Source organism: Pantoea sp. X-Soil-ISGK-355 (genome assembly GCF_059730805.1).
This window is the reverse complement of sequence record NZ_AP035971.1, coordinates 305,802-322,565: the sequence shown is the minus strand read 5'-3', so window position 1 is coordinate 322,565 and position 16,764 is coordinate 305,802. Positions and strand designations below refer to the sequence as shown.

Annotated in this window: 16 protein-coding genes; 7 read left to right on the top strand and 9 right to left on the bottom strand. The window is 57.1% G+C overall.

Annotated features, from left to right (window positions below; all coding sequences use genetic code 11):
- Positions 1 to 88 precede the first annotated feature (88 nt).
- Together lexA and AC6I8J_RS01370 are read right to left on the bottom strand one after the other, a co-directional pair.
- The gene (gene lexA / locus AC6I8J_RS01375; protein ID WP_013359774.1) at positions 89 to 703 is read right to left on the bottom strand and encodes a transcriptional repressor LexA; all 615 of its coding nucleotides are present in this window, start codon (positions 701 to 703) and stop codon (positions 89 to 91) included.
- Positions 704 to 808: 105 nt separating this feature from the next.
- Positions 809 to 1,177 carry a diacylglycerol kinase gene (locus tag AC6I8J_RS01370; RefSeq protein WP_161733515.1) on the bottom strand — a complete coding sequence of 123 codons (369 nt, stop codon included), beginning with the start codon at positions 1,175 to 1,177 and terminating at the stop codon, positions 809 to 811.
- 128 nt (positions 1,178 to 1,305) lie between these two features.
- On the opposite strand from AC6I8J_RS01370, the gene plsB reads away from it, so the two are divergent.
- Positions 1,306 to 3,729, top strand: a complete 2,424-nt coding sequence (gene plsB / locus AC6I8J_RS01365) for a glycerol-3-phosphate 1-O-acyltransferase PlsB (RefSeq protein ID WP_497825627.1) — start codon at positions 1,306 to 1,308, stop codon at positions 3,727 to 3,729.
- Between the two features lie 335 nt (positions 3,730 to 4,064).
- Here the strand turns inward: plsB and ubiA are convergent, their stop codons facing one another.
- The 4 genes from ubiA to AC6I8J_RS01345 all read right to left on the bottom strand — a co-directional run bounded on the left by ubiA (position 4,065) and on the right by AC6I8J_RS01345 (position 6,747).
- Entirely contained in the window at positions 4,065 to 4,931 is an 867-nt protein-coding gene (gene ubiA, locus AC6I8J_RS01360; protein ID WP_202604921.1) for a 4-hydroxybenzoate octaprenyltransferase, read from the bottom strand.
- Between the two features lie 28 nt (positions 4,932 to 4,959).
- Entirely contained in the window at positions 4,960 to 5,472 is a 513-nt protein-coding gene (gene ubiC / locus AC6I8J_RS01355; RefSeq protein WP_161733513.1) for a chorismate lyase, read from the bottom strand.
- An 86-nt stretch (positions 5,473 to 5,558) separates the two neighbouring features.
- Positions 5,559 to 5,969, bottom strand: coding sequence for a phosphate-starvation-inducible protein PsiE (gene psiE / locus AC6I8J_RS01350; protein ID WP_013359769.1), 411 nt, complete (start codon positions 5,967 to 5,969; stop codon positions 5,559 to 5,561).
- 70 nt (positions 5,970 to 6,039) lie between these two features.
- On the bottom strand, positions 6,040 to 6,747 hold the full coding sequence (locus AC6I8J_RS01345; RefSeq protein WP_497825012.1) for a UTRA domain-containing protein: 708 nt from the start codon (positions 6,745 to 6,747) through the stop codon (positions 6,040 to 6,042).
- 206 nt (positions 6,748 to 6,953) lie between these two features.
- Between AC6I8J_RS01345 and AC6I8J_RS01340 the strand changes: the two genes are divergently transcribed.
- From AC6I8J_RS01340 to AC6I8J_RS01315, 6 genes are all read left to right on the top strand, one after another.
- Positions 6,954 to 8,015, top strand: a complete 1,062-nt coding sequence (locus AC6I8J_RS01340; protein WP_161733511.1) for an ABC transporter substrate-binding protein — start codon at positions 6,954 to 6,956, stop codon at positions 8,013 to 8,015.
- 20 nt (positions 8,016 to 8,035) lie between these two features.
- The gene (locus AC6I8J_RS01335; protein ID WP_260059110.1) at positions 8,036 to 8,848 is read left to right on the top strand and encodes an alkaline phosphatase family protein; all 813 of its coding nucleotides are present in this window, start codon (positions 8,036 to 8,038) and stop codon (positions 8,846 to 8,848) included.
- The gene (locus tag AC6I8J_RS01330) at positions 8,845 to 9,690 is read left to right on the top strand and encodes an ABC transporter permease (protein WP_161733507.1); all 846 of its coding nucleotides are present in this window, start codon (positions 8,845 to 8,847) and stop codon (positions 9,688 to 9,690) included. Before AC6I8J_RS01335 ends, AC6I8J_RS01330 begins: the two co-directional genes overlap by 4 nt.
- An 11-nt stretch (positions 9,691 to 9,701) precedes the next feature.
- Positions 9,702 to 10,487 (top strand): ABC transporter permease, encoded by a 786-nt coding sequence (locus AC6I8J_RS01325; RefSeq protein ID WP_161733505.1) that lies wholly within the window; start codon positions 9,702 to 9,704, stop codon positions 10,485 to 10,487.
- A gap of 2 nt (positions 10,488 to 10,489) precedes the next feature.
- Entirely contained in the window at positions 10,490 to 11,482 is a 993-nt protein-coding gene (locus AC6I8J_RS01320; protein ID WP_497825011.1) for an ABC transporter ATP-binding protein, read from the top strand.
- 110 nt (positions 11,483 to 11,592) lie between these two features.
- Complete coding sequence (locus tag AC6I8J_RS01315; RefSeq protein ID WP_161733501.1) at positions 11,593 to 13,218, top strand: Na/Pi cotransporter family protein; 1,626 nt, start codon at positions 11,593 to 11,595, stop codon at positions 13,216 to 13,218.
- Between the two features lie 86 nt (positions 13,219 to 13,304).
- On the opposite strand, the gene panS is transcribed toward AC6I8J_RS01315, so the two are convergent.
- The 3 genes from panS to lysC form a co-directional block, all read right to left on the bottom strand.
- Positions 13,305 to 14,222 carry a ketopantoate/pantoate/pantothenate transporter PanS gene (panS, locus tag AC6I8J_RS01310; RefSeq protein ID WP_161733499.1) on the bottom strand — a complete coding sequence of 306 codons (918 nt, stop codon included), beginning with the start codon at positions 14,220 to 14,222 and terminating at the stop codon, positions 13,305 to 13,307.
- Between the two features lie 183 nt (positions 14,223 to 14,405).
- Positions 14,406 to 15,098, bottom strand: a complete 693-nt coding sequence (gene aqpZ, locus AC6I8J_RS01305; protein ID WP_161733497.1) for an aquaporin Z — start codon at positions 15,096 to 15,098, stop codon at positions 14,406 to 14,408.
- Positions 15,099 to 15,337: 239 nt separating this feature from the next.
- The gene (gene lysC, locus AC6I8J_RS01300) at positions 15,338 to 16,690 is read right to left on the bottom strand and encodes a lysine-sensitive aspartokinase 3 (protein ID WP_497825010.1); all 1,353 of its coding nucleotides are present in this window, start codon (positions 16,688 to 16,690) and stop codon (positions 15,338 to 15,340) included.
- Between the last annotated feature and the right edge of the window lie 74 nt (positions 16,691 to 16,764).

Below are 16,764 nucleotides of genomic sequence, written 5' to 3'. Positions count from 1 at the left end.
GCTCAGTGTCGCTGCGCAAAACAGGCAGCGACAAAATTAGGGCAGACAGAATAGCATCAGAGAAAGCGAATGCACGCAGCCCTCAGAATCAGAGCCACTCGCCGTTACGCACCACGCCAACCGCCAGACCTTCAATGGTCAGGGACTGTGCACGGGTATCGACAACAATCGGGTCGAAATCGCTGTTTTCAGGCAGCAGATGCACGATAGCACCCTGCTTTTTCCAGCGCTTAACGGTGACTTCATCATCAATGCGGGCAACGACAACCTGGCCATTGCGCACATCCTGGGTTTTATGTACCGCGAGCAGGTCGCCATCCATAATCCCGATATCTTTCATCGACATTCCGCTGACGCGCAGCAGGAAGTCGGCAGAGGGCTTAAACAGGCCCGGATCCACTTTATAGTGGGTTTCGATATGTTCCTGCGCCATGATTGGCTCACCGGCAGCAACCCGGCCAATCAACGGTATGCCTTCTGAGGCTTCTTCTTCCATTAGCAGGCGAATGCCGCGCGATGCACCGGAAACGATCTCAATGACGCCTTTACGCGCCAGCGCTTTCAGGTGCTCTTCTGCCGCATTCGGTGAGCGGAAGCCCAGTTGTGCAGCAATCTCTGCGCGCGTAGGCGGCATGCCTGTTGAAGAAATATGGTCGCGAATCAGGTCATAGACCTGCTGCTGCCTGCTGGTTAATGCTTTCATCCCGCCCCCTGGTTGTTTATACAGTCGCTGTGAGTATATACAGGTATTGGCGAAATGGAAACCGATTGTCAGGCAAAACGCGGCTTCCGGCGCGATATGGAACGCTTATCGCAAATGTGTCCAGAGCAGCGCGATCCAGACAAAGAGTGCCAGTAAGATGCTGATCAGTACTGCCGCAGATCCCATATCTTTGGCCCGGCCCGCCAGCGGATGATGCTCCTGACCGATGCGGTCGACCACGGATTCAATGGCGCTATTAAGGATTTCGACAATGACCACCAGCACCACCGACCCAATCATCAGGATGCGTGAGACCACATCGACATCCAGCCAGCAGGCGATAATAATGGCGACCAGCGCAGCCAGGGCTTCCTGACGAAACGCCGCTTCATGTTGCCAGGCGGCACGCAGTCCCTGCCAGGAGTAACCTGCGGCTTTAATTATTCTGATAAGTCCGGTGGCATTATTTGCCATGATGTGGGAACCCTTTTATCGGATTGACGTCAATGTCTGGGCTGCGTGCAATTGGCACCACCACAGATCTTCGCTGCACTTTCTGGTATGCTTGCGGCGCTTTGCTAACAAGAGGCTTCATGTTGTCTATGTCAGGTTGGCGTAAACTCTATTACAAATTGCTTAATTTACCACTGTCGTTTTTGGTAAAAAGTAAGGCCATTCCGGCCGATCCCGTGTCTGAACATGGTCTGGATCCGACCCGACCTATTATGTATGTTTTGCCTTACGATTCGAAGGCCGACTTACTGACTTTACGCGCGCAGTGTCTGCGGCATCATCTGCCTGATCCGCTCTCTCCGCTGGAGATTGATGGTTCACTGCTGCCGCGCCACGTATTTATCCACGATGGCCCGCGCGTATTCCCCTACTTTGTGCCCAGCGTCGAATCGGTGAAAATCTTTCACGATTACCTCGATCTGCATCGCAATAATCCTAAGCTCGATATCCAGATGCTGCCGGTCACGGTAATGTTTGGCCGCGCACCAGGACGTGAAGTCCAGGGCGAAGCCACGCCACACCTGCGTGTGCTGAACGGTGTACAGAAGTTCTTTGCGGTGATCTGGCACGGACGCGACAGCTTTGTTCGCTTCTCGCCGACCGTCTCACTGCGCCGTATGGCCACGGAGCACGGTACGGATAAGTCGATCGCCCAGAAGCTGGCTCGCGTGGCGCGCATCCATTTTGCCCGTCAGCGGCTGGCGGCGATTGGCCCGCGTTTACCGGCGCGTCAGGATCTGTTCAACCGTCTGCTGCAATCCAAAGCGATTGAAAAAGCCGTCGAAGATGAAGCACGCAGCAAAAAAATCTCCCATGAGAAAGCGCAGCAGAATGCCGTTGAGATGATGGAAGAAATTGCCGCCAACTTCTCTTATGAAGCGATTCGCGTCACCGACCGCGTGATGGGCTGGCTCTGGAGTCGTCTCTATCAGGGCATCAACGTCAATGGCGGCGAAAAAGTTCGTCAGCTGGCGCAGGATGGCCACGAGATTGTCTATGTGCCGTGCCATCGCAGCCACATGGATTATCTGCTGCTCTCCTATGTGCTCTATCATCAGGGCCTGGTGCCGCCACACATTGCTGCCGGTATCAATCTCAACTTCTGGCCAGCCGGCCCGATTTTCCGTCGTCTGGGCGCGTTCTTTATTCGTCGTACCTTTAAAGGCAACAAGCTCTACGCCACGGTGTTCCGCGAATATCTCGGCGAGCTGTTCACCCGCGGTTATTCAGTTGAATACTTTGTTGAAGGTGGCCGTTCTCGTACCGGTCGCCTGCTGGACCCGAAAACCGGCACTTTAGCTATGACGCTGCAGGCGATGCTGCGCGGCGGCAATCGCCCGATCACGCTGGTGCCGATCTACATCGGCTATGAACATGTGATGGAAGTGGGTACGTACGCCAAAGAACTGCGCGGCGCAGCCAAAGAGAAAGAGGGCTTCATGCAGATGGTGCGCGGCTTACGCAAGCTGCGCAATCTCGGTCAGGGTTACGTGAACTTTGGCGAACCCCTGCCGCTGGTCAACTATCTCAACAAGCGGGTGCCGGAATGGCGCGATGCCATCGATCCGATTGAGCCGCAGCGTCCCAGCTGGTTAACCCCAACCGTCAACGATATTGCTGCCAGCCTGATGGTGCGTATCAATGAAGCGGGCGCGGCTAACGCCATGAACCTCTGTGTCACCGCCCTGCTGGCGTCACGTCAGCGCTCACTCACCCGTGAACAGCTGATTGAACAACTGGAGTCCTATACCCAGTTGCTGCGCAACGTGCCTTACTCGCCAAATGCGACCGTACCCGATCTCTCCGCGGAAGCGCTGCTGGATCACGCCATGGGTATGAATAAGTTTGAGAGCGAAAAGGACAGCATTGGCGACATCATCATTCTGCCGCGTGAGCAGGCGGTGCTGATGACCTACTATCGCAACAATATTCATCACATGCTGGTGATGCCGTCGCTGATTGCCGCCATTGTTCAGCAGCATCAGACGCTGAGCGAAGCAGAACTGCTGCGTCAGGTAAGCCTGATCTACCCGATGCTGAAGAGTGAGCTGTTCCTGCGCTGGCAGACCGATGAGCTGCCGCAACTGTTGACCGAACTGAGTCAGGAGCTGGCGCGTCAGGGCCTGATTACGTTCGAAGCCGGCGAATTGCGCTTTTCCTCAGCGCGCTATCGCACGCTGCAACTGCTGGCTGCCGGTGTGCGTGAAACGCTGCAGCGCTACGCCATTACGTTCTCCATTCTCAGCGCCAAGCCGACGATTAACCGCGGCACGCTGGAGAAAGAGAGCCGGACGCTGGCACAGCGTCTGTCGGTGCTGCACGGGATCAATGCGCCGGAGTTCTTCGACAAAGCGGTCTTTACCTCGCTGGTACTGACGCTACGCGATGAAGGGTATATCAGCGACAGCGGGGATGCCAATGTCGCACAGACGCTGGCGACCTGGCACATTTTGGCTGACCTGGTCACCAGTGATGTCCGCATGACGATTGAAACCGCGGTGGCGCACGACTGACCCCTGCGTACAGTAAAAAGGCGACCTCATGAGGTCGCCTTTTTTATGCCCAAAACTTCGGAGCAGAAGAATTCTGGAAGCAATGAATAAGCTCAACACGCTGGGAACAGGGTCAGAAGAGGAAAGCGTCTCGCCGCCCGGAAAAAAACGCCAGGCGTTTTTGAACAACGCAACGCGTTGGCCCGGCTACGGGCGCACCTCAGGGATGAGGTGCGCCCGTAGCCGGGCCGAGCATGCCAGGGATGGCGGCTTTTGCGTCTTTCCGATCTGACCGTGTTTCCTGCGCACGCTCGATTTCGCCGCTAAATCAGCCTTTTTTCGCCCAAAACTCTCTATCAGAACAGCTGACTGAACGGCGGCGTATTCATCAGTACGCCAAGGAACAGCACCATCCCGACATAATTGTTATTCAGGAAAGCCTGGAAACAGGGCTGGCGTTCACGCCCGGCGATCAGCTTCTGCTGGTAAACAAACAGCGCAGCCGCAAGCAGCAGCGTCCAGTAGAAGGCGCCATTCAGATGCAGCATCATGCCCACCAGCGCCATCAGCAGCAGAGTGGCCAGTTGCAGCAACCCAATAATCAGCTTGTCGAAACGGCCAAATAAAATCGCCGTCGACTTGACGCCAATCTTCAGGTCATCGTCCCGATCGACCATCGCATACTGCGTGTCGTAAGCGACCGTCCAGCAGATGTTGGCAATAAACACCAGCCAGCATACCAGAGGTAAGGACTCACTAACTGCGGACCATGCCATAGGAATCGCCCAGCCAAATGCGGCCCCCAGCACCACCTGCGGCAGATGGGTGTAACGCTTCATAAAGGGATAGACCCAGGCCAGCGCCAGCCCCACGACGGAGAGCATTATCGTCATCAGGTTCATGGTCAGCACCAGCGCAAAAGCTATCAGCGCCAGGATCACGAACAGCAGCTTCGCCTCTTTGGCACTCACCGCGCCGCTGGCCAGTGGCCGGTGCTTCGTACGTTCGACATGACCGTCTACTTTACGGTCGGCGTAGTCATTGATCACACAACCGGCCGCGCGCATCACAAACACTCCGGCAACGAATACCACCAGCACCGGCAGCGGCGGGATCGCCATGTCAGCCAGCCATAATGCCCAGAGCGTGGGCCACATCAGCAGCAGCGTCCCAATCGGTTTGTCGATACGCATCAGGCGAGCGTAGGCCCGCCATTTATTCATACTTAAGCTCGTTTGCACCACAAAATCCTCAGACCAGATCGCGATAGAGCGGCGATGCCGGTAAAAACAGTTCAGTCAGCAGCAGCGGTTTGCCAGAGAGACGCAGGCGGGAACGCCGTCCCCATAATCCGTCCACCTGCCCCGGCTCAATAAAATCGCGGGTCAGCGTCGACGACGAAAAAAGATAGCGCCCCAGAGGACGGGTGCCGAGCTGTTGCAGCATCGCCTCCGGCCCATTGAGGGTGCTTTCCGGCACCAGCGTGCGACCCGCCAGCCAGGGCTGATCGTCGCCGGACAGCAGCACTTCGCGCAGCCAGAAGCGTTCATCGTCTGGCAACAATGCCCTTTCCTCACCCAGCTCGCTGGCGTCAATAAAGCCTTCACGCAGCGGCTGAACCGTGACCCGCTGACAGTGCTGTTCAAAGCGGCGCGTCATCGAATCCTCCTCCATCAGCCAGTCGAGCAAAGGCGGCGCAAGGGTGGCCTGCGACGGAGAAAGCCAGTTGAGCGAACGTAATAAGCTGAGTGCGTCTTGCGACATGGCACCACTCCCGATAATTTTCAGGACGCTAGTTTAGCGCAGAGCGGCGATGCGAACACCTGCCGTCGTGTCAGACGGCAGGTGGATTACTCGCGTTTCAGCCGGTTACTGTTGGCCAGCCACAGCGTGACCACCAGAATCAGAATCGCCGCTGAGTAGCAGAGGGTATCGAAGGGATTTTTATGGTCGACGATAATCAGGCGGATGATGGCCGTGATACCGATATAGACAAAGTAGCGCAGCGGAAAGTGATAGCCCGACTGAAAGTACTTAACAATCAGGGCAATAAATTCGAAGTAGAGGAAATAGATAACAATTCCCTCAATCAGCAGGTAAGAAGAGGCCTGCTCACCGGTGTTAAACAGAACGTTTGCCAGATGGATAGTTTCTTTGCCTAAAAAGACGATCAGGATGATCGCCAGACTCAGCAGACCCAGATTCAGCACCCATTGCAATACCGTTGCAAGGTGGCGGGCCAAAGGATTTTTGTCACTCATGTTGCGCCTTTTAAAAAGGAGTTATCAGCGCGCGATATCATGCGTCAGTGTGATGCAAATCACAATAACCCTAAGTTTCTACATCCACACAGAGCGCGTCGTACCGCCAGTATTCACAGTCGCAATCAATCACCTCTTTTAGCTGATTGCGGTTGATACGGGTGATGAGCAGACCGGGACTGCCCGGCGCCACATTCAGCGTAGGTGCGGCAATCTCCGGCAACGGGCCAGGCAGAATGGTGAAGCGCGCGCCGCCGTAGCGAATACCGTAGCGCTGGTCATAGAGATCGGTCAGGGAGCGGGTCAGATCTTCATCGAGCAGGCCAGGGAAGAAACGCGGATTAAGGTAGTGTTCTACATAGAGTACGGCGCGCCCGTCGATGCGGCGCAGGCGGCGGATGCAGTAAACCGCCGAACCGGGTGCCAGCCGCAGCGCGGTCGCGACGCTGTCGTGCGCCGCAACCTGCTCAGCGGCGATCACCTCAGTGGTCGCCTGCCGTCCCTGCTCCCTCGCCATGGCATGAAAGTGGCTGTGATGCAGCGGATTGTAAATCAGACGTGGTGGCGCGATAAACCAGCCGCGGCGCAGTTCCCGGTAGATCATTCCCTGGGCTTCCAGCTTGCCCAGTGCTTCCCGCAAGGTAATCCGGGTGGTGCTGAACGCCTCGCTTAAGGCACGCTCCGCCGGCAGCCGCCCGCCGCTGAACTCCCCCGCCTGAATGCGCGTCAGCATTGCGCTGGCTATCGCATCCGCCGTTTTGAGTGCTATCGACTCCACAACAGTAGCCTCATTTTGGTGCGACTCCGCACTCTTGCTGTTCAGGTAAATGCGCCTGTGGCAGGCGAACGGGTCGCCTCTTTTGTCGCCCCTTCCCCGCACCGCGCCGCCTTGTCATAAATCGTTCATATACAGGGGCTACATTGGCTCGGTTCTTGCTGGACTAGACCAGCCAGGCCCATCAACTTACACCCGGAGCAACTGAGATGAAAGCGTTTATCGCCTCTGTAGTAGCCAGTGCTGTAGTTCTCACCCTGCCCGTTGCGCAGGCCGCCGATAACGACCTCGCTGCGCTGGAAAAAGCCGCGCGCAGTGAAGGTCAGGTCAACAGCGTCGGGATGCCGGATAGCTGGGCCAACTGGAAAGATACCTGGAACGACATCAGCAGCAAATATGGCCTTAAGCACAGCGATACCGATATGTCATCGGCGCAGGAGCTGGCGAAATTCGATGCAGAGAAAGCGAACGCCAGCGCTGACATCGGTGACGTGGGCGCCGCCTTTGGCCCGATCGCTGTCGCTAAAGGTGTGACCCAGCCCTATAAACCCACGCACTGGGATCAGATTCCGGCCTGGGCTAAAGATAAAGAGGGTCACTGGGCGCTGGCCTATACCGGCACCATTGCCTTTCTGATCGACAAGCAGCAGGTGAAAGATATTCCCCACAGCTGGGCCGATCTGAAAAAAGGTAAGTATGTGGTTACTATCGGTGACGTCGGCGTAGCTGCTCAGGCGGCTAATGGCGTACTGGCTGCCAACTACGCTTTAGGCGGTGATGAGAAGAACCTGAAACCGGCGCTGGCGTTCTTTGCCGATCTGGCTAAGCAGGGTCGTCTTGGCGTGACCGATCCGGTGATCGCTAACATCGAAAAAGGCGAAGTACAGATGGCGGTGGTGTGGGACTTCAACGCTCTGAACTACCGTGACCAGATCGACAAAAACCGCTACGAAGTGGTAATCCCGTCTGATGGCTCAGTCACCTCCGGCTACACCACCCTTATTAACAAATATGCGAAACATCCTGACGCCGCAAAACTGACGCGTGAATATATCTTCTCAGACCAGGGCCAGATCAATCTGGCGAAAGGCTATGCGCGCCCGATTCGTGCCGAGCATCTGACGCTGCCAGCGGACGTTCAGGCTCGCCTGCTGCCGCAGTCCGAATATAAAAATGCCCGTCCGGTTAAGGATCAGGCTGCCTGGGATAAATCGTCGAAAATGCTGCCGCGCCTGTGGCAGGAAAACGTCATCATTAACATGCAGCAGTAGTTCGCGGCAGGGAGAACGGAATGAAGACCATCCTGGTGGTACTGGACGGGCTGAGCAATCAGGTCGCACAACATGCAATGGGTTACCTGCATGCCGAATGTTCGCAGGGCAACGGGTCCTATTACCGAATGACCTGTGAGTTACCGTCGCTGTCGCGCCCGCTTTATGAGTGCATTCTGACCGGGGTTCCGCCGGTCAGAAGCGGTATTATTCATAACGGCGTCAGCCGGTTAAGTCGCGAGCGCAGCGTGTTCCACTTTGCGCGCGCGGCGGGACTGACAACGGCGGCGGCGGCCTACCACTGGGTGAGTGAGCTTTATAACCGCACCCCGTTCGTTCCGGCGCGCGATCGTCACACCGACGCGCCGGACCTGCCGATTCAGTATGGGCATTTTTATTCTGACGATAGCTATCCTGACTCGCATCTGTTTGAAGATGCAGAGAGCCTGCGGCTGCGTCACGATCCCGATTTTCTGCTGATCCACCCGATGAATATCGACGATGCCGGTCATAAGTCGGGGCTCTCCTCGCCGCAGTACCGCAACCGGGCGCGCATTGCCGACGGCCTGCTGTCGCAGTGGATGCCGCTGTGGCTGGCCGGAGGCTATCAGGTGATGGTAACGGCCGATCATGGCATGAATGACGATCGCTCCCACGGCGGGATTCTGCCGGAAGAGACCACGGTGCCGCTGTTTGTCTTTGGCCGGGCTTTCTCGCTGCAGCCTGACCTCGCGCCGCAGCAAACCGACCTGTGCGGCACGCTGTGTGAACTGCTGGAAGTGGCCCATGACAAGCCGGTCTGTCGCGGCCTGCTGGCGGAGCCGCAAAGATGAAGGGAAAAGGGTTCGCACTGCTGCTGCTGTTGCCTTTCACTCTGTTCTGGGTCGCCTTTCAACTGGCCCCGCTGTTGTGGATCGCCATCAACAGCTTCTGGAGTGAGATGAACAGCCAGTGGGGCTGGGATAACTATCAGGACATTCTCACCTCGCCTTTCTACCAGCAGGCATTCCGCTTCTCACTGGATATCTCGCTCTGGTCCAGCGTCTGGGGACTGCTGATTGCGCTCATCACCGGCTATTCGCTGCATCAGCTCGGCAGCGGACGACTGCAGCGTTTTCTTATCTCCTTTACCAACATGACCAGCAATTTTGCCGGTGTCCCGCTGGCGTTTGCCTTTGTGATTCTACTGGGGCTGAACGGCTGTCTGACGCTGCTGCTGCGCCATTATGGCGTGATTGAGAGCTTCCGACTCTTCTCGCGCAACGGCATGGTGCTGGTTTACACCTGGTTCCAGATCCCGCTGGGCGTGCTGCTGCTCTATCCGGCGTTCGACGGGCTGAAAAAGGAGTGGCAGGAGTCCGCTGCGCTGCTGGGTGCCAGCCGCTGGCGCTACTGGTGGCATATCGGTTTGCCGATTCTGTTCCCGGCCCTGCTCGGTACTTTTGTCATCCTGCTGGCAAATGCGCTGGGCGCTTACGCCACGATTTACGCCCTGACCACCGGTAATTTCAACGTGGTACCGGTGCGCATCGCCGCGCTGGTCTCGGGTGATATTTCGCTCGATCCCAACACCGGCAGCGCGCTGGCGATGCTGCTGGTGGCCATTATGGCGCTCATCACCCTGGTGCAGCAGTATCTGGTGCGCCGCAGCTATCTCAATGCGAAACAGCCATGAAAGGAGCCGTCATGTCACGTGCTGAGCACCTCTATCACCGGATCATGGTCGGATTACTTTTTACCCTGCTGGCGCTGCCGTTGCTGGCCACGCTGCTCTATGCGATCTCGTCCGACTGGAGTAATACCATTCTGCCGCAGGGCTATAGCCTGAAATGGTTCATTCAGCTCTGGAGCGACCCGCGTTTTCTGACGGCGCTGGGTCATTCGCTGCTGATTTGCTTTGGTGCGCTGCTGTTCTCGCTGATGCTGGTGCTGCCTGCTATGTTTGTAATCGCTTACTATTTTCCCCGACTCGATTCGGTGATGAACATCCTGATCCTGATGCCTTTTGCCGTGCCGCCGGTGGTGTCATCCGTGGGATTACTCCAGCTCTACTCTTCGTCACCGCTGATGCTGACCGGCACGCCGTGGATCTTAATCGGCTGCTATTTCACCATCGCACTGCCCTTTATCTATCGGGCGCTGGCGAACAATATGCAGGCAATCAACCTTAAAGAGCTGATTGATGCTGCACAGCTGCTGGGTGCCAGCACCTGGCAGGCAGCGCTGTGGGTAGTGCTGCCTAACCTGCGTAAAGGGATGCTGATTGCCGTGCTGCTCTCGTTCTCCTTTCTGATTGGCGAATTTGTCTTCGCTAACCTGCTGGTCGGCAACCGTTATGAAACCCTGCAGGTTTACCTCTTCAACATGCGCAACGGCAGCGGTCACTTCACCAGCGCACTGGTGATCTCCTACTTCTTTGTGGTGTTGCTGGTCACCTGGCTGGCTAACGCCCTGAATCCCGAACGAGGCTGAATATGAGTTATCTTGAGGTCAGAGAGCTGAACAAGTTCTATGGACCGACGCCGATTTTTGAGCAGATCGATTTTAGCGCCGCTGAAGGGGAATTTGTCACCCTGCTCGGCCCCAGCGGCTGCGGCAAATCGACGCTGCTGCGCTGTCTGGCGGGATTAACCGATGTCGACAGCGGTGAAATCAGACTGGAGGGCAAGGATATCGTGCCGCTGGCTCCGCAGAAGCGCGCCATCGGCATGGTGTTCCAGAGCTATGCGCTGTTTCCCAACATGACGGTAGAGAAGAACGTCGCGTTTGGCCTGAAGATGCAGAAACTGCCCGAGGCGCAGATCCGCCAGCGGGTAGTGGAGGTGCTGGAGCTGGTGGAACTTAGTGAGTATGCGCGCCGTTATCCGCATCAGCTGTCAGGCGGCCAGTGTCAGCGCGTGGCGCTGGCGCGTTCACTGGTCACGCGTCCGCGGTTGCTGCTGCTGGATGAGCCGCTGTCGGCGCTGGATGCACGTATCCGTCGCCATCTGCGCGATCAAATCCGGCGCATTCAGCGCGAGCTGAATCTCACCACCCTCTTCGTGACCCACGATCAGGAGGAGGCGCTGACGCTCTCCGATCGCATCGTGCTAATGAACCGGGGCAAAATCGTCCAGAACGGCGATGCCGAAGCGCTCTATACACAGCCGGTCGATCTCTTTGCCGCCGGATTTATTGGCAACTACAATCTGCTGAGTGCCGAGCAGGCGACGCGGCTGACCGGCCAGCCTTTCCACAGTCAGGTGGCTATTCGCCCGGAATCGATGCTGTTTACCGTGCCAGGCCAGGGTATTCCTGCGGAAATCCTCAGCCACAGCCTGCTGGGCAACGTCATCCGCTACCGTATCCGGGCGCATGACGTGGAGCTTTCGGTCGATGTACTTAATCGATCGGCGGCGGATTTGCATCCCGCTGGCAGGAAGATTGGTCTACAATTAGAGCTGTCGACTTTGCGCCAGGTGGCTTAAAACACAGGAAAAAATCACGCATAGCACGGCAATCCCCTTCACAGATTGCTCTCGCTGTCAGGCTGGCAGTCTGTGCTGTTTGAAGCCTGACAAACGAGGAGCGATACCCCGTGTTAACCCTGCTTAATTTACTTTCTGCAGTGGCCCTGCTGGTCTGGGGCACGCATATCGTGCGAACCGGCATCATGCGGGTCTACGGTGCCGATCTGCGCCGCGTGCTGAGCCGCAGCATCGAAAAAAAACCGATGGCGTTTCTGGCAGGTATCGGCGTGACCACGCTGGTGCAGAGCAGCAACGCCACGACATTGCTGGTCACCTCGTTTGTGGCGCAGAATCTGGTCAGCCTGACGCCCGCACTGGTGGTGATTCTGGGCGCGGATGTCGGTACCGCTATCATGGCCCGTATTCTGACCTTTGATCTCTCCTGGCTCTCACCGCTGTTTATCTTCTTTGGCGTGGTGTTCTTCCTCAGCCGCAAACAGACCCGTGCGGGTCAGTTAGGCCGCGCCAGTATCGGCCTGGGCCTGATACTGCTGGCGCTGCAGCTGATTGTCGAAGCGGCGCGTCCGATTACTCAGGCCGCGGGTGTGCAGGTGCTCTTCTCCAGCCTGACGGGCGACGTGATGCTCGATGCGCTGCTGGGCGCAGTGTTTGCCATTATCAGTTACTCCAGTCTGGCCGCGGTGCTGATCACCGCGACACTGACTGCAACCGGCGTGATTTCGTTCAAGGTCGCGCTCTGTCTGGTGATCGGTGCCAATCTCGGTAGCGGTCTGCTGGCGATGATCAACGCCAGCAGCTCGAATGCTGCCGGTAAGCGCGTAGCGCTCGGCAGCCTGCTGTTCAAGTTCATTGGCTGCGTCCTGATCCTGCCGTTTGTCGATATTGTGGCGACCTGGCTCGATAAGCTGCCGGTCAACGATGAAGAGTTAGTGATTTTCTTCCATGTGTTTTACAACCTGATCCGCTGTGTGGCGATGGTGCCGTTTGCTGACCTGATGGCGCGCCTCTGCCGTCGACTCATTGCCGACGACGTCGACAACGCGCTGCAGCTTAAGCCAAAGCACCTCGATCGCAGCGCGCTGGATACCCCGGCGCTGGCGCTGGTGAATGCCGCCCGCGAAGCGCTGCGCATGGGTGACGTGCTGGAACAGATGCTGGAAGCGTTTAATAAAGTCATACATGGTGAGTCCCGCGAGGAGCGCACGGTGCGGCGGCTTGATGATGATGTCGATGTGCTCTATACCGCCATCAAACTCTATCTGGCGCGGATGCCCAAAGAGGATTTGCCGGAAGAGGATTCGCGCCGCTGGGGTGAAATCATTGAGATGTCGCTGAATCTGGAGCAGGCCGGTGACATTATTGAGCGGATGAGCGGCGATGTCGCTGACAAGTCGCTGGCAGCGGGCCGTGCGTTTTCTGCAGAGGGCTTAAAGGAGCTGCAGGAGTTGCAGGAGCTGTTAATCGCCAACCTCAGAATGAGCCTGTCGGTATTTCTGTCGCACGATGTCACCAGCGCCAGGCGACTGCGCCGCGCGAAACATCGCTTCCGCCTGATGATTCGCCGCTACTCTCATGCCCACGTTGATCGCCTGCATCAGCAGAACGTGCAGAGCATTGAGACCAGCTCGCTGCACCTTGGTTTACTCGGCGATATGAAGCGCCTGAATTCCCTCTTCTGCAGCGTGGCCTATACCGTGCTGGACCAGCCCGACGATGAACGGGATTATGAATAAAGCGTGTGAACAGACAGTTACGCCGGAGCAATCGTCCGGCGTAACAGCAGTGAGAAGCGGCGCATCGCAATAATGCGCCGCCACGGTTACTTCTTCTTAATCGGCTTTCCGGACCAGTAACCCGCCAGCAGTGAACCTGACAGGTTGTGCCACACCGAGAAGAGTGCGCCCGGCAATGCCGCCAGCGGCGAGAAGTAGAGTTTGCCCAGCGTCGCCGCCAGACCGGAGTTCTGCATGCCGACCTCCAGTGCCAGCGTACGGCAGGTTGACTCATCAAAGCCAAACAGTTTGCCGCCCCAGTAGCCGCCAAGCAGGCCAATCGCGTTATGCAGGATCACCGCCGCGATCACCATCAAACCCACCGATCCGATAAAGCTCTGACTGCCTGCCACCACCGCGCTGATGATCAGCAGAATGCAGACCATCGAAAACGCAGGCAGCCACGGCTCCACCCGGCGAACCACGCTGTTCATGCTGTGATGAATGATCAGTCCAAGACTAATCGGGATCACGACGATCTTCACGATGCTCAGCAGCATGCCCACCACATCAACCTGAATGTGGGTATCCACATAAAAGCGGGTTAACAGCGGCGTGGCGAACACGCCCACCAGCGCGGAGACGGAAGAAATGGTTACCGACAGCGCCACATCCCCTTTCGCCAGATAGATCATGACGTTGCTGGCGGTGCCGCTGGCAACTGAGCCGACCAGAATCATACCGGCGGCCAGATCGGGCGGCATATGGAACAGTTTTGCCAGCCCCCAGGCGGCTAACGGCATCACCAGATAGTGCAGAAAGGTGCCGGCAATCACCGGCGCAGGCCGGGTCAGCACCCGTTTGAAATCGTCGATATTCAGGGTGACACCCATGCCGAACATAATCAGCATCAGCAGATAAGTGACCCAGGGTCCGATGCCGAGAAAGGTACCTGGAGAGTAATAGGCGGCGACAGACAGCAGCACGGCCCAGAGCGGGAACAGGCGGGTTAACGTGGCGAGCATAGCCAGACTTCCTTATAAGAATGTTATGTTTAGTGCAGATTTGCCATAGAGCGTCATCATGCAGGAACGACTGCCGTGACGAAGGCGGGATCATAACATTTCATTATCATGGCGTAAGGCGAAGATGGGGCGAGACAGGAAAATGCGGATCGACTGCTGCCGATCCGCTGAATATCGACGAAATTACGCTGCTTTTTCCTCTAAACCGCGGTAGATCAAACCACCAACCACGGCACCGATAATCGGCATCAACCAGAACATCCACAGCTGAGAGATCGCCCAGTCACCCTGGAAGAGGGCTGCTGCGGTGCTGCGTGCCGGGTTAACAGAGGTGTTAGTCACCGGAATGCTGATCAGGTGGATCAGGGTTAACGCCAGGCCAATCGCAATCGGGGCAAAGCCTTTTGGCGCGCGTTCGCTGGTAGCGCCCATGATCACAATCAGGAAGATAGCCGTCATCACTACCTCAGTGATCATGCCTGCCTGCAAACTGAAGCCACCCGGTGAGTGTTCACCGTAGCCGTTCGCCGCAAAGCCGCTGGCCGCTGCGCTGAAGTCGCCTTTACCGCTGGCGATCAGATAAAGCACCGCGCCAGCCGCAATGCCGCCCACCAGTTGCGCGATGATGTAAGGAATGGCCTGCGAGGCGGAGAAACGTCCGCCTGCCACTAATCCCAGGGTAACTGCCGGATTAAAGTGACCGCCTGAGATGTGACCGACCGCATACGCCATGACCAGCACGCTCAGCCCGAAAGCCAGCGCCACGCCCATGAAGCCAATGCCCAGTTCCGGGAACGCCGCTGACAGTACGGCACTACCACAACCGCCTGCGACCAGTACAAAAGTCCCCAGCGCCTCTGCGACTAACCTTTTCATGATATTTCCTAACTTTAGGTGAATGGATTCAGCGGCGGGATTATAAATCTGAGGAAAGGGAGCGCAACGCCGGTACACGAAATGCGCAAAGAAAGGGGTTGCCATTTGGCAATAGTGGCAATAAGCCTTTGTATTGATGGAACTGTCTGGAAGAAGCAAACCACAGGGAGATCAGGACGAACTGAACCTTTTTTGCCACTGTTCAGGCCGCGCAGACGCGGCCTGAACAGCAGATAAATTTACTCGAACAGATTGCGGTGCAGCGTACGGACTACGCTTTCCGCATCATTGCCCGGCACCAGGAAGCAGAGATTGTAGCTGCTGGCACCATAGCAAATCATCCGCAGGTTGAACGGATCGAGCACACCAAACACCTCTTTGCCAACACCACACGCTTTTGACAGCTCATTGCCGATAATCGCCACCAGCGCCAGATCTTCCTCCACTTCTACCCGGCACAGCGACGAGAGTTCAGTCAGCAACGCCTGGGTCAGCAGACTGGCACTGGTTGAGGTCGAGCCGGTAGTGTCCAGCGTCAGCGCCACACTGACTTCGGAGGTAGTTATCAGGTCAACGGAGACGTTATGACGCGCCAGAATGTTAAACAGTTCGGCGAGGAAACCAAACGTATGCAGCATGTTAAGGCTGTGCAGCGTTAACAGCGTCTGCTTACGGCGTAACGCCAGCGCCCGGAACAGCGGCGGGTTGCGGGTTTCGTTGCAGACGCGGGTGCCGCCCGCTGCCGGATCCTTGCTGGATCCGACGAAGACCGGAATACCCCGGCGCACGGCGGGCAGCAGCGTCGCCGGATGCAGGACTTTTGCACCAAACGTCGCCATTTCAGCGGCTTCTTCAAAGGTGATTTCATCAATACGCTTCGCCGTCGGCACCACGCGTGGATCGGTGGTATAGATACCCGGCACATCCGTCCAGATATCGACGCGCGCCGCGTTCAGCGCTTCGCCCAGCAGCGCGGCGGTATAATCACTGCCGCCACGCCCTAAGGTGGTGGTGCGCCCTTCGCTTTCGCTGCCAATGAAGCCCTGAGTTATCACCAGCGCCTGCGCGATACGTGGTTGTAACTGCGCCGTCGCCTGCTCCGCCAGCACCTGAACATCCGGGACTGCCCGGCCAAAATGATCGTCGGTGCGCATCACTTTGCGAACATCAAACCACTCTGCATTCACCTGACGTTCACGCAGAATTTCAACAAACAGCAGTGAAGACATCAGCTCGCCGTGGCTGACCAGTTCATCGGTCAGGGCATTTGAGGTGGCGAGTGACGCCGCTTCTGAGAGCATGCTGATATTGTCGATCATCCGATCAATTTCATCGCGGATCACGTCCGGACGCTGCAGGCGATCGACAATGGCGTACTGGATACGGCGGATATCATCAAGCAGAGCAGCGCGCTGGGGTGCCTGCTGGCCTTCAGCCAGCGCAACCAGAAGATTGGTAATGCCTGCCGAGGCAGAGAGCACTACCAGACGCGTGCTGGCGTCCTGCAACACCACATCGGCGCTGCGGTTCATCGCTTCAAAATCGGCTACGCTGGTGCCGCCAAATTTTGCCACTATCAGAGTTTGAGACATGTAGGACCTCGTGTCAGGTTATCTTGTTCTCGCCGATGAAAGGGTCGAGAAACATGCTTTCAGCCAGGCACAAG